Origin of the sequence: Mycobacterium deserti (assembly GCF_025345615.1) — a bacterium.
Taxonomy (GTDB): domain Bacteria; phylum Actinomycetota; class Actinomycetes; order Mycobacteriales; family Mycobacteriaceae; genus Mycobacterium; species Mycobacterium deserti.
Genome location: NZ_JAODWD010000001.1, coordinates 673,373 through 693,556 on the forward strand (window position 1 = coordinate 673,373; position 20,184 = coordinate 693,556).

24 protein-coding genes and 1 tRNA gene are annotated in these 20,184 nt (G+C 66.7%); 18 read left to right on the forward strand and 7 right to left on the reverse strand.

Annotated elements, in window-relative coordinates:
- Positions 1 to 46 precede the first annotated feature (46 nt).
- Genes N4S67_RS03340 through ku form a run of 3 tightly spaced genes read left to right on the forward strand, consistent with a single transcriptional unit; the run spans position 47 to position 3,326 of the window.
- Positions 47 to 1,465 (forward strand): mannitol dehydrogenase family protein, encoded by a 1,419-nt coding sequence (locus N4S67_RS03340; protein WP_260991500.1) that lies wholly within the window; start codon positions 47 to 49, stop codon positions 1,463 to 1,465.
- Positions 1,462 to 2,394, forward strand: coding sequence for a carbohydrate kinase family protein (locus tag N4S67_RS03345; RefSeq protein ID WP_260991501.1), 933 nt, complete (start codon positions 1,462 to 1,464; stop codon positions 2,392 to 2,394). The genes N4S67_RS03340 and N4S67_RS03345 overlap by 4 nt, the downstream gene beginning before the upstream one ends.
- Positions 2,394 to 3,326, forward strand: a complete 933-nt coding sequence (ku, locus tag N4S67_RS03350) for a non-homologous end joining protein Ku (protein ID WP_260991502.1) — start codon at positions 2,394 to 2,396, stop codon at positions 3,324 to 3,326. The genes N4S67_RS03345 and ku overlap by 1 nt, the downstream gene beginning before the upstream one ends.
- Before the next feature lie 3 nt (positions 3,327 to 3,329).
- Here the strand turns inward: ku and N4S67_RS03355 are convergent, their stop codons facing one another.
- From N4S67_RS03355 to N4S67_RS03365, 3 genes are read right to left on the reverse strand one after another with little or no spacing between them, the layout of a single operon-like run.
- Positions 3,330 to 3,803: a VOC family protein gene (locus N4S67_RS03355; RefSeq protein WP_260991503.1), complete on the reverse strand. Its 474-nt coding sequence runs from the start codon at positions 3,801 to 3,803 to the stop codon at positions 3,330 to 3,332.
- Complete coding sequence (locus N4S67_RS03360) at positions 3,800 to 4,150, reverse strand: PadR family transcriptional regulator (RefSeq protein WP_313959923.1); 351 nt, start codon at positions 4,148 to 4,150, stop codon at positions 3,800 to 3,802. The genes N4S67_RS03355 and N4S67_RS03360 overlap by 4 nt, the downstream gene beginning before the upstream one ends.
- The gene (locus N4S67_RS03365) at positions 4,150 to 4,521 is read right to left on the reverse strand and encodes a VOC family protein (RefSeq protein ID WP_260991504.1); all 372 of its coding nucleotides are present in this window, start codon (positions 4,519 to 4,521) and stop codon (positions 4,150 to 4,152) included. The genes N4S67_RS03360 and N4S67_RS03365 overlap by 1 nt, the downstream gene beginning before the upstream one ends.
- A 175-nt stretch (positions 4,522 to 4,696) precedes the next feature.
- Between N4S67_RS03365 and N4S67_RS03370 the strand changes: the two genes are divergently transcribed.
- The 10 genes from N4S67_RS03370 (at position 4,697) to N4S67_RS03415 (ending at position 12,777) form a co-directional block, all read left to right on the forward strand.
- The gene (locus N4S67_RS03370; protein WP_260991505.1) at positions 4,697 to 5,488 is read left to right on the forward strand and encodes an SDR family oxidoreductase; all 792 of its coding nucleotides are present in this window, start codon (positions 4,697 to 4,699) and stop codon (positions 5,486 to 5,488) included.
- Positions 5,489 to 5,498: 10 nt separating this feature from the next.
- Entirely contained in the window at positions 5,499 to 6,602 is a 1,104-nt protein-coding gene (locus tag N4S67_RS03375; protein WP_260991506.1) for an NAD(P)H-dependent amine dehydrogenase family protein, read from the forward strand.
- 26 nt (positions 6,603 to 6,628) lie between these two features.
- The gene (locus N4S67_RS03380; RefSeq protein ID WP_260991507.1) at positions 6,629 to 6,934 is read left to right on the forward strand and encodes a hypothetical protein; all 306 of its coding nucleotides are present in this window, start codon (positions 6,629 to 6,631) and stop codon (positions 6,932 to 6,934) included.
- Between the two features lie 28 nt (positions 6,935 to 6,962).
- Positions 6,963 to 7,199 carry a hypothetical protein gene (locus N4S67_RS03385; RefSeq protein WP_260991508.1) on the forward strand — a complete coding sequence of 79 codons (237 nt, stop codon included), beginning with the start codon at positions 6,963 to 6,965 and terminating at the stop codon, positions 7,197 to 7,199.
- An 80-nt stretch (positions 7,200 to 7,279) separates the two neighbouring features.
- Positions 7,280 to 8,506 (forward strand): Nramp family divalent metal transporter, encoded by a 1,227-nt coding sequence (locus N4S67_RS03390; protein WP_260991509.1) that lies wholly within the window; start codon positions 7,280 to 7,282, stop codon positions 8,504 to 8,506.
- The gene (locus N4S67_RS03395; protein WP_260991510.1) at positions 8,507 to 9,580 is read left to right on the forward strand and encodes a poly-gamma-glutamate hydrolase family protein; all 1,074 of its coding nucleotides are present in this window, start codon (positions 8,507 to 8,509) and stop codon (positions 9,578 to 9,580) included. It abuts the gene before it with no gap.
- Entirely contained in the window at positions 9,580 to 10,665 is a 1,086-nt protein-coding gene (locus N4S67_RS03400; RefSeq protein ID WP_260991511.1) for a serine hydrolase domain-containing protein, read from the forward strand. Before N4S67_RS03395 ends, N4S67_RS03400 begins: the two co-directional genes overlap by 1 nt.
- A 43-nt stretch (positions 10,666 to 10,708) precedes the next feature.
- Positions 10,709 to 11,467 (forward strand): DUF1365 domain-containing protein, encoded by a 759-nt coding sequence (locus N4S67_RS03405; protein ID WP_260991512.1) that lies wholly within the window; start codon positions 10,709 to 10,711, stop codon positions 11,465 to 11,467.
- Positions 11,468 to 11,470: 3 nt separating this feature from the next.
- Positions 11,471 to 12,052, forward strand: coding sequence for a sigma-70 family RNA polymerase sigma factor (locus tag N4S67_RS03410; RefSeq protein WP_260991513.1), 582 nt, complete (start codon positions 11,471 to 11,473; stop codon positions 12,050 to 12,052).
- On the forward strand, positions 12,049 to 12,777 hold the full coding sequence (locus tag N4S67_RS03415; protein ID WP_260991514.1) for an anti-sigma factor: 729 nt from the start codon (positions 12,049 to 12,051) through the stop codon (positions 12,775 to 12,777). The genes N4S67_RS03410 and N4S67_RS03415 overlap by 4 nt, the downstream gene beginning before the upstream one ends.
- On the opposite strand, the gene N4S67_RS03420 is transcribed toward N4S67_RS03415, so the two are convergent.
- Positions 12,774 to 13,874 carry a glutamate--cysteine ligase gene (locus N4S67_RS03420; RefSeq protein WP_260991515.1) on the reverse strand — a complete coding sequence of 367 codons (1,101 nt, stop codon included), beginning with the start codon at positions 13,872 to 13,874 and terminating at the stop codon, positions 12,774 to 12,776. The genes N4S67_RS03415 and N4S67_RS03420 overlap by 4 nt on opposite strands.
- 168 nt (positions 13,875 to 14,042) lie before the next feature.
- Between N4S67_RS03420 and N4S67_RS03425 the strand changes: the two genes are divergently transcribed.
- Both N4S67_RS03425 and N4S67_RS03430 read left to right on the forward strand, forming a co-directional pair.
- Positions 14,043 to 14,864, forward strand: a complete 822-nt coding sequence (locus N4S67_RS03425; RefSeq protein WP_260991516.1) for a TIGR03621 family F420-dependent LLM class oxidoreductase — start codon at positions 14,043 to 14,045, stop codon at positions 14,862 to 14,864.
- Between the two features lie 41 nt (positions 14,865 to 14,905).
- Positions 14,906 to 14,978, forward strand: a tRNA-Arg gene (locus tag N4S67_RS03430).
- A 17-nt stretch (positions 14,979 to 14,995) separates the two neighbouring features.
- On the opposite strand, the gene N4S67_RS03435 is transcribed toward N4S67_RS03430, so the two are convergent.
- The 3 genes from N4S67_RS03435 to N4S67_RS03445 all read right to left on the reverse strand — a co-directional run bounded on the left by N4S67_RS03435 (position 14,996) and on the right by N4S67_RS03445 (position 16,945).
- Entirely contained in the window at positions 14,996 to 15,238 is a 243-nt protein-coding gene (locus N4S67_RS03435; RefSeq protein WP_260991517.1) for an ANTAR domain-containing protein, read from the reverse strand.
- A 119-nt stretch (positions 15,239 to 15,357) separates the two neighbouring features.
- Entirely contained in the window at positions 15,358 to 16,146 is a 789-nt protein-coding gene (locus N4S67_RS03440) for a GAF and ANTAR domain-containing protein (RefSeq protein ID WP_260991518.1), read from the reverse strand.
- Between the two features lie 109 nt (positions 16,147 to 16,255).
- Positions 16,256 to 16,945 (reverse strand): GAF and ANTAR domain-containing protein, encoded by a 690-nt coding sequence (locus tag N4S67_RS03445; protein ID WP_260991519.1) that lies wholly within the window; start codon positions 16,943 to 16,945, stop codon positions 16,256 to 16,258.
- Between the two features lie 272 nt (positions 16,946 to 17,217).
- Here N4S67_RS03445 and N4S67_RS03450 point away from each other — a divergent pair, with 272 nt between their 5' ends.
- From N4S67_RS03450 to N4S67_RS03460, 3 genes are read left to right on the forward strand one after another with little or no spacing between them, the layout of a single operon-like run.
- On the forward strand, positions 17,218 to 18,735 hold the full coding sequence (locus tag N4S67_RS03450) for a carotenoid oxygenase family protein (protein WP_260991520.1): 1,518 nt from the start codon (positions 17,218 to 17,220) through the stop codon (positions 18,733 to 18,735).
- A gap of 27 nt (positions 18,736 to 18,762) precedes the next feature.
- Positions 18,763 to 19,674 (forward strand): winged helix-turn-helix transcriptional regulator, encoded by a 912-nt coding sequence (locus tag N4S67_RS03455; RefSeq protein ID WP_260992035.1) that lies wholly within the window; start codon positions 18,763 to 18,765, stop codon positions 19,672 to 19,674.
- 51 nt (positions 19,675 to 19,725) lie between these two features.
- Positions 19,726 to 20,175, forward strand: a complete 450-nt coding sequence (locus N4S67_RS03460; protein ID WP_260991521.1) for an Hsp20/alpha crystallin family protein — start codon at positions 19,726 to 19,728, stop codon at positions 20,173 to 20,175.
- Positions 20,176 to 20,184: the final 9 nt, after the last annotated feature.

Sequence of the window (20,184 nt, forward strand, 5' to 3'; positions counted from 1 at the left end):
TGCTCCGCGCCGCGCGAACCCGCCAGGCGGATGGCGCCGCGGGGTCATGAGGCTCGACAACTCGACCCTGGCGCAGCTATCCGTCGACAAGCCCACCTACAATCGCGACGAAATCACCGTCGGTATAGTGCATTTCGGTGTCGGCGGCTTCCACCGCGCGCACCAGGCGATGTATCTCGACCGACTGATGGAGCGGGGCCTGGCCAACGAGTGGGGCATCTGCGGTGTCGGCGTGATGCCGGCCGATCGAAAGATGGCCGACGTGATGTCCACCCAGGACAACCTGTACACGCTGCTGTTGGAGAACCCCGACGGCACCCGCAACGCACGGGTGATCGGTTCGATCGTCGACTACCGCTACGCCCCCGATGATCCCGAAGCGGTCGTCGAGTTGATGGCGGCACCCAGCACGCGGATCATCTCGCTCACCATCACCGAAGGCGGTTACAACATCGAGGGGCTGGGTGACGGCACCAACGTCTTCGGTTTGGTCGCCGAAGCACTCGCCCGCCGCCGCGAGCGCGGAGCGACCTCGCCGACGATCGTGTCGTGCGACAACATCGAGGGCAACGGGGAGGTCGCGCGCCACGCGTTCACCGCCTACGCCGACCGGTTGCATCCCGGCCTCGGTGATTGGATGCGCACCCATACCCGGTTCCCGAACTCGATGGTGGACCGCATCACGCCGGTCACCACACCCGAGGTCGTCGAGGCGGTGAGGGGCGAGTTCGGTGTCGACGACCGATGGCCCGTGGCGGCCGAACCGTTCACCTCATGGGTGCTCGAAGATGACTTCAGCGACGGCCGTCCTCCTCTGGAGAAGGTTGACGTGCTGCTGGTCGACGACGTCACGCCGTACGAGCTGATGAAGTTGCGGCTGCTCAACGCCAGCCACCAGAGTCTCTGCTATTTCGCCTATCTCGCGGGCTACCGGCTGGTGCACGACGCCGCGGGCGACCCGCTGTTCGCCGAGTTCCTGCGGCAGTACATGGACGCCGAGGCGACGCCGACGCTCAAGCCGGTGCCGGGCATCGACCTGCCGGACTACAAGCGCACGCTGATCGAGCGGTTCGCCAACCCCGGCGTCAAGGACACGATCACCCGGTTGTGCTTCGCCTCGTCGGACCGCATCCCGAAGTGGCTGCTACCCGTCGTCCGCGAGAACCTCAGGACCGGCGCGCCCGTACGGCTGTCCGCAGCCACCGTCGCCAGTTGGGCGCGCTACGCCGAGGGCGTCGACGAGCACGGCGAGCCGATCGACGTGCAGGACCAGCTCGCCGACACTCTCGTGCCGCTGGCTCGCTCGCAGCGCGAGAATCCGACCGCGTTCATCGAGAACACTTCCCTGTTCGGCGATCTGGCGAGCCAGCCGAGATTCGTCGACGCGTATGTGTGGGCGCTGGAGTCGCTGCACCGAGACGGCGCTCGCACGACCTTGGAGACCCTGGTGAAGGAGACGCCGTGAGAGCACTGGTCATCGGCGAGGCGTTGATCGACATCGTCGAACGCGAGGGAGCCTCGAGCACCGAGCACGTCGGCGGCAGCCCGCTCAACGTCGCGGTCGGGCTCGCCCGGCTGGGCCGCGAGGTCGACTTCCTCACCCACATCGCGAAGGACGAGCGTGGTCGGCGCATCGTCGAGTATGTCGAAGCGTCCGGCGCGCAACTGGTTTCGGGCAGCACGAGTGCGAAGCGCACACCAACGGCGGTAGCGACGCTCGACGCAAGCGGATCAGCGCAGTACGTCTTCGACATCGATTGGCAGCTGACCGGAACCCCAGAGGTGGCGCCGCCGCTGGTCGCGCACACCGGATCGATCGCCACGGTCCTGGAGCCGGGGTGCCGGGCCGCCGCTGCACTGCTCGACGCGTACCACCCGTCGGCGACCATCACATTTGACCCGAATGTGCGGCCCGCCCTGATCGAGAACGGCGACGCGGCCCGCGGTCGGATCGAGCGGCTGGTCGAGCGCGCGGACGTCGTCAAGGTCAGTGACGAGGATCTGCGCTGGATCGACCCGGACCATTCGCCGAAGCAGATCGCCCGCACGTGGCTGAGCCTCGGCCCGTCGATCGTCGCGGTGACGATGGGCGACCGGGGGTCGTTCGCGCTGTGCGCCGCAGGCATGGCGCAGGCGCCGGCCCGACAGGTTCAGGTCATCGACACGCTGGGCGCCGGCGACGCGTTCATGACCGGACTGATCGACGCCCTGTGGTCGGCGAACCTGCTGGGTGCCGGGCAGCGTCGTGACCTGGCAAAAATCAGCATCGAGGTCTTGAACGCCGCCCTTGCGACCGCCGCGCTCTCGTCGGCGCTGACCGTCGCCCGCGCCGGTGCCGACCTGCCGGATCGCACTACCCGCGACGCGGCGGCCCGATCCGCCATACTGGGCTAATGCGCTCCATATGGAAGGGTTCGATCGCCTTCGGCCTGGTGAACGTCCCGGTCAAGGTCTACAGCGCCACCGAGGACCACGACATCAAGTTCCACCAGGTCCACGCCAAGGACAACGGGCGCATCCGCTACAAGCGGGTTTGCGAGGTGTGCGGTGAGGTGGTCGAGTACCGCGACATCGCGAAGGCGTTCGAGTCCGACGACGGCCAGACGGTGATCATCACCGATGAGGACATCGCGACGCTCCCGGAGGAACGCAGCCGCGAGATCGAGGTGATGGAGTTCGTCCCCCGCGACGACATCGATCCGATGATGTACGACAAGAGCTACTTCCTGGAGCCCGACGGCAAATCGTCGAAATCCTATGTGCTGTTGACCAGGACGCTGAAGGAGACGGACCGGGTCGCCATCGTGCACTTCGCGCTGCGCAACAAGACCCGCCTCGCCGCATTGCGCGTGCAGGACTTCAGTAAGCGCGACGTGATGATCGTCCAGACGCTGCTGTGGCCCGACGAGATCCGCGACCCCGACTTCCCCGTGCTGGACAAGGAAGTCGACGTCAAGCCGGCGGAGCTGAAGATGGCGAGCCAGGTGGTCGAGTCGATGACCGACGACTTCAACCCCGATCGCTATCACGACGACTATCAGGAACAGCTGCACGAGCTGGTGCAGGCGAAACTCGAAGGCGGCGAGGCGTTCACCACTGAAGAGCAGCCGCAGGAACTCGACGAGACCGAAGACGTCTCGGACCTCCTGGCCAAGCTCGAGGCCAGCGTGAAGGCACGGCGCGAAGGTCGCGGTTCGAGTGGTTCCGGCGACGGCGACAAGCCGGCCAAGAAGGCAGCGTCGAAGAAGGCCCCGGCCAAGAAGTCGGCCGCGAAGAAGACGCCCGCCAAGAAGGCAGCGTCGAAGAAGGCCGCCGCCAAGAAGTAACGGTCAGTCGGGCGTCGGAGGCTGCGTCATCACCCAAGCCCGGGCGCGGAGATTGTGCCCACCGGGCGATAGCTCATCGACCTGGGTCGCGAGCGACCAGAGATGTCCCATCGGGTCCCGGATGACGGCGTAGCGATCCCCCCAAAATTCGACGGCGGGAGCGCGCACGGGGTTCGCCCCCGCCGCAAGGGCTCGTTCAAAGACCGCGTCGACGTCCGCGACGTAGAGGTGCAGTCGCACGGTGGTTGCGTTGGCGCCGGTCGGCGCGCGCAAGTCATCGCCGCCGAATTCGTCGACCACCAGCAGCCGACCATCGCAGATCAGCAGTTCGGAGTGCATGATCCGGCCGTCCGGTGCGTGGTTGCGCACCAACTCGTCGGCCCCGAACGCCTCGCGATAAAAGGCGATTGCGGCAGCGGCGTCGGCCGCGGCGATCTGGGGCGTCGGACCCGCGAATTCGTCGCCGATCGACGTCATGACGCGTGTCGATTCGTACTCGACAGGACTCCGACTCGGCGCGCGGCGGCGACCATCGCAGACAGCCGATCGGCCTCGGCGCGCGCCGCCGCGCGGCCGGCCGTCGTGATCCGGTAGATGCGCCGTCGCTCGGCGCGGCGATCCGACGCCGCGTGTGTCGAGACCTCCTCATCGAGTTCTTCGATCAAGCCATCGACGCGAAGCCTCTGCAAAGAGCGGTACAGCGTTGCCGGACCGAGGGTGACCCCGCCTTCGGTGAGCGTTTCGACATCATGCATGATGGCGTATCCATGTCGCGAATCCGCGTGCAGGACAAGCAGAATCGCAAACATCGCAGAGGTCAGCATCAGCGCGGCTGCATGATCAGGACTTCGAGGCCGTCCGGATCGGTCACGACGAACGAGGTGCCCCAAGCCAGCCCGTTCGGTTCGGTGGCCGGTACGCCGCGAGCGACCACGCTCGCGTGGGCGGCGTGGACATCATCGGTGGCGAAGATCAGGTCGGCGGCCGAGCCGACGCGGTCCTGCTTGCCGAAGGCGTTCCCGTCGGCCAGCACGAGCCCCGTATCGGATCCCGTCGGCCTCACCTCGATCCATCGGCCGGCCGGCCCCATGTCGCGGTCCGCCCGCTTTTCGAAGCCCAGCTTGTCGACGTAGAAGTCGAGAGATCGCTGCTGGTCACTGACGTAGACGGTCACAGTGTTGAGTCGCGTGATCACCGAAATCACTCCTTCGCTCGAGCGCCGGGTTATATCCATCATGGATAGTACTCGCCGTGGCTACACCCGCGCGGCCGCTCACAGGGCCCGTCCGAATTAGAACGTGTTTCAGAAACAGCCCACCCGGGCGCCCAGGCCTTGTTACGGTTTCGCCCGGCGAGGGAAGGGAGCAGACGTGATCCTCGACAGATTCCGGCTCGACGACCAGGTCGCGATAGTCACCGGCGCGGGCCGCGGACTGGGCGCGGCGATGGCCCTGGCTTTCGCGGAAGCCGGTGCAGACGTGGTGATCGCGTCGCGCACGCAGTCGCAACTCGAAGAAGTAGCCGAGCAGATCAAAGGAGTCGGCCGCAAAGCCCACATCGTCGCCGCCGACCTCGCCCACCCCGAGGACACCGCCAAGCTGGCTGGCACCGCCGTCGAGGCCTTCGGCAAACTAGACATCGTCGTGAACAACGTCGGCGGCACCATGCCGAACGCGCTGCTGAGCACGTCGGCCAAGGACCTGCGCGACGCATTCACCTTCAACGTCTCCACCGCGCACGCCCTGACAACCGCGGCGGCACCGCTGATGCTCGAGCACTCCGGCGGCGGCAGCATCATCAACATCACCTCGACGATGGGCAGGCTGGCGGGCCGTGGATTCGCGGCCTACGGCACGGCCAAGGCGGCACTCTCGCACTACACCCGGCTCTCCGCGTTGGACCTGTGTCCGCGCATCCGCGTCAATGCGATCGCCCCGGGATCGATACTGACCTCCGCTCTCGACATCGTCGCCTCCAACGACGAGTTGCGCGATCCGATGGAGAAGGCCACGCCGATGCGCCGACTCGGCGACCCGCAAGACATCGCCGCTGCCGCCGTCTATCTCGCATCTCCTGCGGGCAGCTACCTGACCGGCAAGACGCTGGAGGTCGACGGCGGCCTCACGTTCCCGAACCTCGACCTGCCCATCCCGGATCTGTGAGGCCGCAACCATGACTGGATCATCGGCTCAGCCGACGGGGACAATCAAAGTCGCCGCGGTCGGCACCGGCAACGTCGGGCGCCATGCCCTGCGTCAACTCGTCGTCAACCCCGACTACGAGCTCACCGGAGTGTGGGTGTCATCGGACTCCAAGGCCGGCAAGGACGCGGGAGAGCTTGCGGGACTTGATCGTTCGACGGGTATCACTGCCACCACCGACCTCGACGCCATTCTTGCCGCCCAGCCGGACTGCGTCGTCTACACGGCACTGGCCGACAATCGGCTGCCGGACGCGCTGGAGGACTACCGCCGCATCCTCGCCGCGGGCGTCAACGTGGTCGGCAGCAGCGCCGTGTTCCTGCAGTACCCGTGGCAGGTGCTGCCCGAGGAACTGATCAAGCCCATCGAGGAGGCGACGCAGAACGGCCGGTCGAGCATCTTCGTCAACGGCATCGACCCCGGATTCGCCAACGACCTGATTCCCCTCGCTCTTGCCGGTACCTGCCAAACCGTCGAGCAGATCCGCTGCATGGAGATCATCAACTACGACACCTACGACAGCGCAGCCGTGATGTTCGACGTGATGGGTTTCGGCAGGGCCATGGACGACATTCCGATGCTTCTGCAGCCCGGCGTGCTCAGCCTCGCGTGGGGATCGGTGGTGCGGCAACTGGCCGCGGGCATCGGCGTCGAACTCGACGAGGTGACCGAGACCTACGTCCGTGAACCCGCACCTGAGGACTTCGATATCGCCTCGGGTCACATCGCGAAGGGCACGGCGGCGGCGCTGCGCTTCGAGGTGCAGGGCAAGAAGGACGGCAACATTGCCGTGGTCCTCGAACACGTCACCCGCCTGCGCGACGACCTGCACCCCGACTGGCCGCAACCCGCGCAGGAAGGCGGTTCCTATCGCATCGAGATCACCGGCGAACCGTCCTACACGGTCGACCTGTGCTTGAGCAGTCCGAGTGGCGACCACAACCACGCCGGACTGGTCGCCACCGCGGCGCGCGTCGTCAACGCGATCCCCGCGGTCGTGGCGGCGCCGCCGGGTATCACGACGACGCTCGACCTGCCCCTCATCACCGGAAAAGGGTTGTACGCTCTGACATAGCGGGGCCAACGAGAAGAGGGTCGCCTATGCGAAGGACACGTCGTTTTCTCGTCTCACTGACGGCAGGCGCCGGTGCGGTCGCGGCGATCACCACCGCAACCCCGGCGCTCGCGCAGCCCCAGCCTCCTCTGCCCCAGTGCGTGGACACCGGCGGGGCGGAGGCCGCCGGAGGCTCGACCACCATGTGCGCCACGCCCGGCAACGTTCAGATCAACTCCACTCCGGCCGACACCACCTACCTGTATCCGTGGGAAGACGAGTTCTACGGGCCCGCCCTGATCATCGGCGGCGGTGGCGGCTGGCACGGCGGTGGCGGCCCCGGCGGCCGCTGACCGCCCCATGGCCCAAAGGAGGCCAATCATGCAGTACAAAACCCGTTACTCTGCAACGCTTTTCGCAGCGATAGGCGCGGCCGTCATTATGGCGCCGCCCGCCGCTGGAGCACCCGAATGCACCAGCATCGCGCCCAACACGACGCAGTGCGAGACCAACGGCAGCTCGCAGATCGTCACCTCACCGTCGATCACCACCGGCCCGTACTGGGGCTGGCCCTATGGCGGCGGCTTCTCGTTCTCGCTCGGCGGATTCGGCTTCTAGCCCCGCGCCCCAGGTTTCGGCCGACGCGATTCGGCTAACCTAACTTTTCAATTCGCTCTACCGGATGAAAAGTGGGTTAGGTGAAAGCGGACGTCGACGCCCGTATTCGACCGAGTTGGGTGCTGCTCGGGCCTGCGTTCGTCGCGGCCATCGCCTATGTCGATCCCGGCAACGTCGCCGCCAACGTCAGCGCCGGGGCCCAGTTCGGCTTCCTGCTCGTCTGGGTCATCGTCGTGGCCAACAGCATGGCCTGCCTCGTGCAGTACCTGTCGGCGAAGCTCGGTCTGGTCAGCGGGCTGTCGCTGCCCGAGGCGGTGGCCACGCGGACCCGGCGCCGAAGTCGGCTGGCGTACTGGCTGCAAGCCGAATTGGTCGCTATGGCAACAGATCTGGCCGAGGTGATGGGCGGGGCGATCGCGCTGTACCTGCTCTTCGATCTGCCCCTGGTCCTCGGCGGCGTCATCACCGGTGCCGTCTCGCTGATACTGCTGATCGTGAAGGATCGCCGGGGCCAGACGATCTTCGAGCGAGTCATCACCGGTCTCCTGATGGTCATCGCGATCGGCTTCCTCACGAGTCTGTTCGTCGCACCGCCGGCGGCCGGCGACGTCGCGGCCGGATTGGTGCCGAAGTTCGCCGGTTCGGAAAGTGTGCTGCTGGCCGCGGCCATGCTCGGCGCGACCGTGATGCCGCACGCGGTGTACCTGCACTCGGGACTGGCGCGCGACCGGCACGGCCACCCCGACTCCGGGCCGCGGCGACGGATGCTGCTGCGCGTCACCCGGTGGGACGTCGGCATCGCGATGGTCATCGCCGGCGCGGTGAACATGTCGATGCTGCTGATCGCCGCGACGAATCTTCAGGGCCAGGACAACACCGACTCGATCGAGGGGGCGCACGCCGCGGTCGCGGACACCCTGGGTCCGATCGTGGCGCTGCTGTTCGCCATCGGATTGCTCGCCTCCGGCCTCGCGTCGTCGTCGGTCGGCGCCTACGCCGGGGCGATGATCATGCAGGGCCTGCTGCATGTGTCCATCCCGATGGTGTTGCGCCGCCTGATCACCCTGCTGCCCGCGCTGGTGATCCTCGCGGTGGGTCTGGACGCGAGCCGGGCGCTGGTGTTGTCGCAGGTGGTGCTGTCGTTCGGCATCCCGTTCGCGTTGATCCCGCTTATCCGGGTGACCAGCGACCGCGCGGTGATGGGCGACGACGTGAACCATCGCGTGACCACTGCTCTCGGTTGGACCGTCGCAGTATTGATTAGTCTGCTCAATGTGGTGTTGATCTATCTGACTGTCGCGGGATAGATGCTGGCGGCGCGACACGTCTACTTCGCGTACGGGTCCAACCTGTGCGTCAATCAGATGGCGCTGCGTTGTCCCAGCGCGGTCAACCCCCGCCGAGCCACTCTTGCCGACCACGACTGGTTGATCAACGAGCGCGGGGTGGCCACCGTCGAGCCGTTCGACGGTTCACAGGTGCACGGCGTGGTGTGGGAATTGACCGACCGTGACCTGGCCACGCTCGACAGTGCGGAGGGTGTTCCGGTGCGCTATCGCCGCGATCGGCTCACCGTGCACACCGACGAGGGCCCCTCGCACGCGTGGGTCTACATCGACCACCGTGTCGAGCCGGGCGCGCCGCGGCCGGGCTACCTCGAGCGCATCATCGACGGCGCACTGCACCACGATCTACCGCAGCGCTGGGTCGAGTTCCTCAAGCGCTGGGATCCGGCGCACTGGCCGAACCGCACGCACCGCGCGAATCCTGATGCCCCACAGACGCTTTCTGATCTGCTGACGCGCCCGGGCGTCGAGGAGCTTTCCACGCTGCGATCGCGGTTCGGGTTCCTGGCGATCCACGGCGGCGGCCTCGAGCAGATGACCGACGTGATCGCCGAGCGCGCCGCCGACGCCGCGGGTGCGTCGCTGTACGTGGTGCGTCACCCCGACCACTACCCACACCATCTGCCCTCGGCGCGCTACCGCGCCGAGGAATCCGAGCGGCTCGCCGAATTCCTCGACCACGTCGATGTCGCGGTGTCGCTGCACGGCTACGGGCGCATCGGGCGCAGCACCCAACTGCTGGCCGGCGGGCGAAACCGCTCGCTTGCCGAGCATCTCGCCCGCCACGTCGACGTCCCCGGCTATCAAGTCGTCACCGACCTCGATGCGATTCCGCGCGAGCTGCGCGGACTGCATCCGGACAATCCGGTCAACCGGATGCGCGGCGGTGGCGCCCAACTGGAGTTGACACCGCGGGTGCGCGGCGTCAGCCCGCGCAGCCAGCTGCCCGGCGACGACGGACTGACCCCGGCCACCTCCGCACTGGTGCAGGGACTCGTCGCGACCGCGCACTCGTGGGAACTACCCTGGGCTTAGTGCGCTCCACAGCCGTCGCCATCCTTCTGATCCTGGGCCTGGCCACCGCGCCCGCCCATGCCGAGACCGCCCCGGTACCCGACGCGTTGACCCGCATCGTGGTCGACGGCGATCTCGCGGGCGCCGTCGCCGTGGTCCGCGACGGACCCGGGCTCACCCGGTTCGCGGCCGGTCACTCCGACGTCCACACTCGAACCGGCTTCGTGCCCAACACCCACGTTCGTGCGGCAAGCATCACGAAAACCTTTGTCGCCGCTACGGTTATGCAGCTGGTCGCCGAGGGCAGGGTCGACCTCGATGCGCCGATCGAGACCTATCTGCCCGGCCGCATCCGCGGCAACGGCATCGACGCCGACGCGATCACGATGCGACAACTGCTGCGCCACCAGAGCGGCCTACCCGAGTATTTCGACAAGGACACCGCGCCGCCGGTCGAGCCGGTAACCGGCGAGCAACTGCTCGACATGGCGCTGAGCAGACCGGCACAATTCCCGCCCGGCGCGGAAATGCGATACACGAACACGAACTACATCGTCGCCGGGCTGGTGATCGAGAAGGTGACGACGCGTCCCGCCGTCGAGGAGATCACCCGGCGCATCATTGCGCCGCTCGGCCTGTCCGAGACCTACTTCCCCGCGCCGGGTGACACCGGGTTGCGGCAGCCGTTCGCGCACGGCTACGAGATCGACGACGGGGGGCGGACCGACGTCACCGATTTCAACGCCTCCGCCGCGGGCCTGGCAGGCGGGCTCATCTCGACCAACGAGGACACGACGGCGTTCATCACCGCGCTGCTCGACGGCCGGATCGTGGCGCGGCCACTGCTGGACCAGATGATGGAAACGGTCCCGATGCCCGGCGGCGACGGCCTGCTCAGTTACGGCCTCGGGCTGAGCAAGGTGTCGCTGCCCTGCGGCAGAACGGCGTGGGGGCACGGCGGCGACCTCCAGGGGTTCCACAGTTTCATGGCCAAAACCTTCGACGGACCCGCCATCTCCATGACCTTCACGCAGTCTCCGGACGCCACCTCGCCGGCCACCGATCCGCGCGGCGACGTGCTCACGGCGTTGTACTGCCCGGCGTAGGCGAGCACCCATCCGGGTCGGGGCCCTGCTCCGAATACCTGATGTGGATCGCCCATACCTGTACCGGACCCGGGTCACGCACCTGCGGCGTGCCCCGGTACACCACTACTTCGAACACAGCGGCTACAGCTGGTACGTCGACGTCGACTCGCTGCCGCGGCTGCCGAGATGGCTGCGGCCGTTCGCCCGCTTCGACGCCGGTGACCACTTCGACGGCGCCCCCGGCGACTCGCTGCGAACGCGTGTCGAGGCCTTCCTGCGCGAGCGCGGCGTCGACCCGGACGGCGGCAAGATCACCGCGCTGCTGCAGGCCAGGGTGCTGGGCTACGAGTTCAACCCGGTCAGTTTGTTCTGGTGTCACGATTCGTCCGGCATCGTGCGCCACGTCGTCATGGAGATGCACAACACCCGCGGAGGCCGGCATGCCTATCTGTTGCCGCCGGGGTCGGATCCCGCCGCGATGGCGATGAAGAAGCTGCGCGTCTCACCGTTCCACGGCGTCGACGGCTACTACCTCGTTCGGGCCCCGCGACCGGGCGCCGAGTTGGACGTCACGGTCTCGCTACATCGCGACAATGAACCGGCGTTCGTGGCGACGGTGCGCGGTACGCGACGGCCCGGCGGCGTCGCCGAACTGCTGCGCATGCAAGCGGTGGCACCGATGGCTCCGATGATGGCGGCCCTGGAATTTCGCGTGCAGAATCTCACACTCATGCTGCGGCGAGTACCCGTCGTCAACAGCGTCAGCGAAACACGTTCGGAGACAGCCCCATTGCTCGCCGCCCCGGCGAGATCGCGATAACTCGTGACGCTGTTGGCGCCGGTAGCTAGGCTACGGCTCGTGACCACGGATCTCGACGAACTGCTTCGCCAGGTGGCCAGGCAGGACGTCGAAGCTTTCGCGGCCTTGTATGACCTGACCCGCGCCCGGGTGTTCGGCCTCGTCATCCGGGTGCTGCGCGATCCGGGATACAGCGAGGAGACGACGCAGGACATCTATCTGCAGGTGTGGCGCAATGCGGGCAACTACGACCCGTCTGCGGGCTCGCCGCTGGCCTGGTTGATGACGCTGGCCCACCGCCGCGCTGTCGACAGGGTGCGATCGGAGCAGGCCACCAGCGCGCGCGAATCGCGGTACGGCGCGGCCAGCGTCGAGCCGCCTTCGGACCAGGTCTCGGATTCGGTGATACTGCGCGACGAGCGGCGCCAGGTCACCGACTGCCTTGGCTCGCTGACCGACATGCAACGCGAGTGCATTCAGCTCGCGTACTACGACGGGCTCACCTACGTGCAAGTGTCCGAACGTTTGTCGGCGAACCTCGCGACGATCAAATCGCGCATGCGCGACGCCATACGCGGCCTTCGCAAGTGCTTGGCGATCTCATGACCGAGCCCACCTACCCAGACCTCATCGCCGTCGCGACGCCCTATGCGCTGCACGCGTTGTCCGAGGACGAACGCGACGATGTGGAAAGACTGTTGGCCACCGCGCCTCGCGACGTCGCAACGGCATTCGCCGACGAAGTACGCGCCATCCGAGAGACCATGGCGGTCGTGTCGGCGGCCACCGCCGTCGAACCACCGGACACCCTCAAGAGCCGGGTGCTCGCCGGGGTCGAGCCCCGGCCGTCCGAAGCCGGCTACGCCGAACCGGTCGAATTGCGGCCGAGGCCGCGCCGATGGCAGAAGCCGATCCTGGCCGCCGCGGCCGCGTTGGTCATCGGTCTCGTCGCGGTCGGGGTCGGCATTGCGCTGCGGCCGACGGCCACCCCGTCGACGGCCGATCAGATCTTCGCCGCGCCGGATGTCCGAACGGTCTCGGGTGAGATCCCGACGGGCGGCACCGCGACGGTCGTGTTCTCCCGCGAGAAGAACGCCGGCGTGCTGGTGATGAACAACGTCGCGCCGCCGGAGCCCGGCACGGTGTATCAGATGTGGCTCATCAACGATCGAGGCCCGCACTCGGCAGGAACGATGGACACGGTGGCCCCGTCGACGACGGCGGTCCTACCCGACCTCGACGGATCGCAGACCTTGGCGTTCACCGTCGAGCCTCCGGGCGGTTCCGAGCGGCCGACGGGGGAACCGTTCGCTGCTCTGCCGCTGGCCTAGGTGCCTGCCAGCGTCGCTGCGGCGGCTTCGGCGATGACGTCGGAGATGTCGTGGCGTGGCTCCCATGCCCGCCGCTGCCGCATCGCACCGTTGCCCTTCTCGAGGAGGCGGGCCAGTCCGTCGGTGACGAGGTCGTGGTCGCCGACGGCCTTCAATGCGGGTCCGATGTGCTCGACGAGCCGGGTCAACAGCTCGCGCGCGGGCACGCTCTCGTGGCTCTCCAACAAGTCGACGGCATCACCGTCGAGGCCGTCGCGTGCCGACTTCCAGTACGCCGCCTTGAGTGCCAGCGCGGTCAGCGGTGGGTACGGATCGCCGCGACGTTCCTCGTCGAGAGAGGTCATCACCAGGCCCCGGATCACGGTGGCCAGCAGCACTGTCTCCTCGACCGTGGCCGGGACGTCGGCGACCCGCACCTCGATGGTCGGGAAGTTCGCCGACGGACGCACGTCCCAATAGACCATTCCGTCGTCGAGCATCGCGCCCGCTTCTTGGAGCATCCGAACGGTGGCGTCGTACTCGTCGACGGACTCGAAATGCGGCGGCGGCCCTGCGCTGGGCCAGCGCGCCCACAGCACGCTGCGCCAGCTGGCGTAGCCCGTGTCGGTGTTGCGGTAGACCGCCGAGTTGGCGGTCAGCGCGAGCAGCAGCGGCAGCCAGGGACGCAACCGGTTGCTGACGCGCACCGCAGCCTCGCGGCTGGGCACCGCGACGTGCACATGGCACCCACAAATGCCTTGTTCGTGGGCAATCATGCCGAACCGGTTGGCGATCTCGCGGTAGCGCGGGTTGTCGGTGATCGGGAAGTGGTGCGGCACGGTCGGCGGGAGTGCGACCGCCAAGAGCCGTGCACCTCCCGCCTCGGCGGCGTCGGCGGCGAGGCGTCGCAGGCGGAGCAACTGGTCACGCAGGTCGCGGCTGCTGCTCACCACTTCGCTGGTGGTCTCGACCTGGCAGCTGGTCAGCTCCAGCTGCAGCTTCACCCCCCGCTCGGACGCGTGTCCGGCGACGGTCTCGTTGAGCGCGACGGGTTCGCCTGACGCCGGATCGGCGAGCAGGAACTCCTCTTCTACGCCCATTGTGGGGTGGCTGGTCATGGGAAGAATATTGATCCGGCCCGTCGGAATCTTCGTCGACGGGCCGGATCGGGCAACAAGTCCTTTGGTGGGTGGGAGCCGGGGGCTTCAAAGAATTGAAAGTCAGCGGCAGAGTTATTTCCCAGTGGAGAACGCTGTCAAACCTCTGTGGCCGAATACGATCGGCTGATGGTCAGAGAGTTCCGGTTCGGCGTTGGTCTGCAGGCCGCGCGACGGCAGAAGTCGGTGCAGGACTGGGCTCGCCGTGCGGAGGACATGGGATACGACATCGTCCACATGGCCGACCACCTCTACACGACGGCGCCGTTTCCGATGATGACGGCGATGGCGATGGCGACCGAGACGTTGAGGGTCGGCACCTTCGTGCTCAACGCGGGGTTCTACCGGCCGGCGCTGCTGGCCCGTGACGTCACGTCGCTGCGTGATCTCAGCGGCGGGCGGTTCGACCTGGGGCTCGGCGCCGGTTACGTCAAGGAGGAGTTCGAACAGGCCGAACTGCCCTATCCGACGGCAGGACAGCGGGTGGGATGGCTGCGCCATGTCGTCGAGCACATGAACGAGCACGCGTCTGACGTGCCGATCCTGATCGCGGGCAACGGCGACAAGCTGCTCACGCTCGCCGCGCAACGGGCCGACATCATCGGCCTGACCGCCGGCGCGCCGATCACCGCGCAGTCCGACCCATTGGCCGACCGGATCGGGTTCGTCCGCGAGAAGGCGGGTGACCGCTTCGACCGGCTCGAACTGAACATCGCGGTGACCGCGATGCCGGTGGACGATTCGGGAATGCCGGACCTGTCGATCACCCGTCGGTTTCTGCCGGAGTTGTCCGACGAGGAGATCCTGCAGACGCCCGCCGTGCTGTCGGGCACGGCCAGGGACATCGCCGACACCCTGCGCCGCTATCGGGACACCTACGGCGTCACCTACATCACCGTGCAGCAGTTCCACGCCGAGGCGTTCGCGAAGGTGATCGCGGAGCTGCGCTGACACCGCGGCGTGGACGGCAGCCGGTAAGCTCCCAGCGTTACGCCCTCGTAGCTCAGGGGATAGAGCACGGCTCTCCTAAAGCCGGTGTCGCAGGTTCGAATCCTGCCGGGGGCACTTCGCGGGCGTCGGTCCTACAGGATCCGATGGTGGAGCGTGTCGAACATCTTGTCGAAGACCGACCTGGGCGGCATCGTCGCGGCGCTCAGTGCCACGAAGTCGATGACCAGCTGCTCGGCGACTGCCCGCAGCGTGGTGTTGGTCTGCTCGGCGCGCCAACACAGCTTCTGCAGAGCAGATTCGTCGTCCATTTCATAGACGAGCATCAACATGCCCCTGGCCTGGTCGATAACCGCCGTTGATAGTTCAGAAGTCACGAATTCCTCGGCGGCCTGTTTGGGCCAAGTCGCCGCACGTGCGTTTCGCGGAGTAGGTCAGGCAGTGAGACGGACGCGTGTCGGACTCACTCCGGCTACGAGTGTTCCGCAATTGAAGTTCAGATGCCAGCGCGACGGCTGCCCAAATTCTTCTGTGCGAGTCCTTCGGACGCTTTCATGCTGTCGAGCAACTCCAGGGCCACTTTGTGCACTTTGATGTTGCGCCTTTGGGATTCAGCCACCAGTTTGGCGAACGCCTCGGACGGCTCGCAGCCGTGCAGCGCGATCAGTGCACCTTTGGCCATGTCGATGTCGGACCGCGAGAGCAGTGCGGTCTCGAGTTGGGTGACCGTGTCTCGGGAGTGCTGCCAGCGCTTGGCGTTGCTGATCGCCTGACCGGCCGCGAATGTGTACAGGCGAATGAGTTCGGCATCGTACGGTTCGAACGCCGAGGCCGTGCGGCTGTATATGTTGAGCGACCCGACGAGTTCCTGTTCTTCGGCTGAGCCGACGATCAGTAGTGGAACCGACAGACTTGCGCGGATTCCCAGTCGCTGCGCGGCCTCAACGAATTCCGGCCACCGAGAATGTTCTTCGCCGATCTCCGCGCGCGCCGGAGCGCGCTGCGACGCTGCTTCCAGGCACGGCCCCCGGCCCGACGCGTACTGCTGGTGATCGAGTTCGGAAGCCAGGTCATGGGTGCAGGCCGCGGTACGGGCCTGCGGCCACGACAGCACAGTGATGCTGACGGCGTCCGCATGCGGGATCGCGGCGACTGCAGTTTCCGTCACGCGCGCGGCGATGTCATCGAGGGGTTCTTCGGCGGCGAAGAGGTCGCGCAATCCCTCTATCGCTTCTGCTGTCGTAGCCAGCTTTGCCATCAACGGGGCCAGCAGATGAGTACTCATGATTGGTGCCCTTCGGAGCATGCGATTACCGCTGCTACGGGCACACTATGACCTCAGTGTATGCCCCAGATCGGTTCGCCATCGCTCTTCGCTGCATCTACGCAGGGCACTAGCCTGAGTTGCGGGTGTCGATGACGCGCTGCGCGATGTCGGCCAACCGCGTGTTGCTGTCCTGTGAGAGCTGGCGCAGCATCTCGAATGCCCGCACATCGTCGACGCCGTAGCGCTCCATGATGATGCCCTTGGCCTGGCCGATCTTGTCCCTGGTCGACAGTGCGGACTTCAGCTGCTCACCGTGTCGGGCCGCCAAGATCGCCGCGGCGGCATGCGCGGCCAGCACCGACCCGATGGTTTCGTCTTCGCCATCGAACGCATGCGGCTTGAACGCGAACAAATTCAAGGCACCGGCGGTCTGATCGCCGGTATACAGCTTGAACGACACACCACTGAGCACGCCGTGCTCGACGGCCGCTGCGGAATACTGCGGCCAGCGCTTCTCTTCGCGGAAGTCCTCGGTCCGCACGATCAGGTCGTCAACGGCAGCCTGAATGCACGGTCCCTCGTTGAACGTCATCTGCAGGTCATCGAGCTTGCCCGGCAGATCGGAGGTGTCGGCAAGGGATTCGTACTTGCCCGCTTTACCGACGAGCAGTATCCCTGAGGCGTCGGCACCGGGGATGAGTTCCATCGCAGCGGACGTGACGTCGTTCAGCACTTCTTCCATGCCGCGCGGAGGCGCCGATACGCGGGCGAGATTGGCCATTCGCTGCGCCAAGTCGAGTTCGCGGGCTCGGGTCATAAGACGAAGTCTTCCCGATCGGAGCTTCCACCACACGCGGATACCCGTATCTGCGTTTGCAGCTCCACGGCGCGGGCAATAGCCCCGTGCAGGCAGGAACGGCGGTCGACCGCTGAATCTGCCGAGGTCTCGTCGGTTCAGACCAAGAGCCGGCGGGGCCGCCCGCACCCAGCGATCCACGGTCACTCTCTTAGTTGTAGTACCGTGCGACCAATGGTGTCGGTGTCCGGGTCATCGGCGGCCGTCACCTTCGTCGTGAAGGGAACCTGACCATGGACGTCGAGGTTGTCGGCAAGTTCTTGTCCACGCTGGCCGAGGACGACGACCACCCCTACCGCACCGGCCCCTGGCGGCCGCAGACGACGGAGTACGACGCCGACGACCTGACCGTCGTCGAGGGCGCGATTCCGCATGACCTCGACGGTGTGTACCTGCGCAACACCGAGAATCCCGTGCATCCGGCGCTGAAGTTCTATCACCCGTTCGACGGCGACGGCATGGTGCACGTCGTCGGATTCCGCGACGGAAAGGCGTTCTACCGCAACAGGTTCGTCCGCACCGACGGATTCCAGGCCGAGAACGAGGCGGGCGGCCCGCTGTGGCCAGGGCTGGCCGAGCCGGTGCAACTGGCCAAGCGCGACTACGGCTGGGGCGCACGCACGCTGATGAAAGACGCCTCAAGCACCGACGTCGCCGTGCACCGCGGCGTCGCGCTGACGAGCCACTACCAGTGCGGCGATCTGTACCGCATCGACCCGTTCTCCGGCGACACCGTCGGCAAGGAACAGTGGGGCGGCCGGTTCCCGTCCGACTGGGGCGTATCGGCACACCCGAAGGTCGACGACCGAACGGGCGAACTGCTGTTCTTCAGCTACAGCAAGCAGGCGCCCTTCATGCGCTACGGAGTTGTCGACGCCGACAACGAACTGGCGCATCTAACCGACATTCCGCTGCCCGGCCCGCGCCTGCCGCACGACATGGCGTTCACCGAGAACTACGCGATTCTCAACGACTTCCCGATGTTCTGGGATCCACAGTTACTCGCCGCCGACATTCATCTGCCCGGGTTCCACCACGACATGCCGTCGCGGTTCGCGGTCATCCCCCGCCGCGGCGGCGCGGAGGCCATCCGGTGGTTCGAGGCCGATCCGACTTTCGTGCTGCACTTCACCAACGCCTACGAAGACGGCGACGAGATCGTGCTCGACGGGTTCTTCCAGGGCGACCCGTCGCCGTTGGACTCAGGCGCCGAGGGGAAGTTGCAGAAGGCTTTCCGCTACCTGGCGCTCGACCGTCTGCAGACCCGGCTGCGCCGATGGCGGTTCAACCTGGTGACCGGCCAGACCACTGAAGAGCAGCTGACCGATTCCATCACCGAGTTCGGCATGATCAACGCCGGCTACGCAGGACTGCCGTACCGCTATGCCTACGCGGCCACGGGCAAGCCCGGCTGGTTCCTCTTCGACGGGCTGGTCAAACACGACCTGCACACCGGCGCCGAGGAGCGGTTCGCTTACGACGACGGCGTCTACGGCAGCGAGACCGCAATGGCGCCGCGCGTCGGCAGCACGGCCGAGGATGACGGCTACCTGGTGACGCTGGCCACCGACATGAACGCCGACGCCTCCTACTGCCTGCTGTTCGACGCCACCAGGGTGTCCGACGGACCGATATGCAAACTTGCTCTCCCGGAACGTATCTCGAGCGGCACGCACTCGACCTGGGCGGCGGGGCCTGATCTGCGCCGCTGGCGAGACGCCGATACCGCGGCCGGAGCGATCGGACTGTAGGTGGCCCCGCCCAACGCCGTCGGGCGCATGCTCGGACTTCTCGGCGACGAGTGGACACTGCTGGTCCTTCAGCAGGCTCTGCTGGGCGCGACGCGTTACGCCGACTTCATGGCGCGCCTGCCGATCTCCAATTCAGTACTGGCGCAGCGCCTTCGGACATTGTGCGACGACGGCCTCCTGCAACGCCGCGAGTACCAGACCAATCCCCCGCGTTCGGAGTACCTCGTCACACCCGAAAGTCGGTCGCTGTGGCCAATGCTGTTGTCCATCTGGGAGTGGGAACGACGGTGGGTGGCCGAACATGCACAGCCGGTGCCCGACCTGCGCCATGTCGCGTGCGGTGAGGACTTCGCCCCGCTGACCACGTGTCGCGCCTGCGGCGGAACGGCCAGCGAGAAAGATGTTGTCGCGCAGTGGGGTCCCAGCGGTTCGTGGCCGCGGTCTGTGCCGACGTCAACGACCCGCCGACGCTCCGGCCAAGCCGAGGCGGCGGGCTTGTTTCCGCACACGATGAGCGTGATCGGCAACCGCTGGGGTTTCGCCCTGGTGGTCGCGTCGTTCGTCGGGATGAGCCGCTTCACCGACTTTCAGCGGCAACTGGGCGCGCCGCCCGGGTCGATCGCCGACCGCCTGTCGATCCTGATCGTCAACGGGGTCTTCGACGTCGCAGGCAAGCGCTACCGGCTGACCGCGAAGGGCCGGGCGCTGTTCCCCGTCGTCGTGACCGCCCTGCAGTGGGCACAGCGGTGGTTCGACGCGCCCGAAGGGCCTGCCGTCGTCGTGACCCACACAGCGTGTGGCGGTAGGTTCCTCGCCGCTCTGACCTGCGATCAGTGTGCCCAGCCATTGCGCGGCACACAGGTCCTGCCCGCCGAAATTTCAGCCAAAAGCTTCTGGCACTCTCGACCCGAGAGTGCTAACATCGCAGGTGCACAGTGATTGACTGCCCGTCAGGGTGGCGGGCCTTGAACGATGAGGAGGTGGATTGCTGTGCTTCGCTTTGATCCGTTCAGTGACCTTGATGCTCTGACCCGGGGCCTGCTGACCAGCCAGACCGGATCAAATCGCACCCCCCGGTTCATGCCGATGGATCTGTGCAAGGTTGACGACCATTACCTGCTGACGGCCGACCTGCCCGGTGTTGACCCCGGCTCGGTGGACGTGAACGTCGACAGCGGCACGTTGACCATCTCGGCGCATAGAACCGCCCGCTCGGAGGACGCCGTGCAGTGGCTCGCCAACGAGCGGTTCTTCGGCACCTACCGCAGGCAGCTCTCCCTCGGCGAAGGCATCGACGCATCGGCGATCTCGGCGACGTACGAGAACGGTGTTCTGACCGTCACCATTCCGATCGCCGAGCGCGCCAAGCCGCGCAAGATCAGCGTCGCCCACGGCGGCGAGCAGCGCTCGATCCAACCGACAACGGTCGACGCGGAGTAGGGCGGCCCC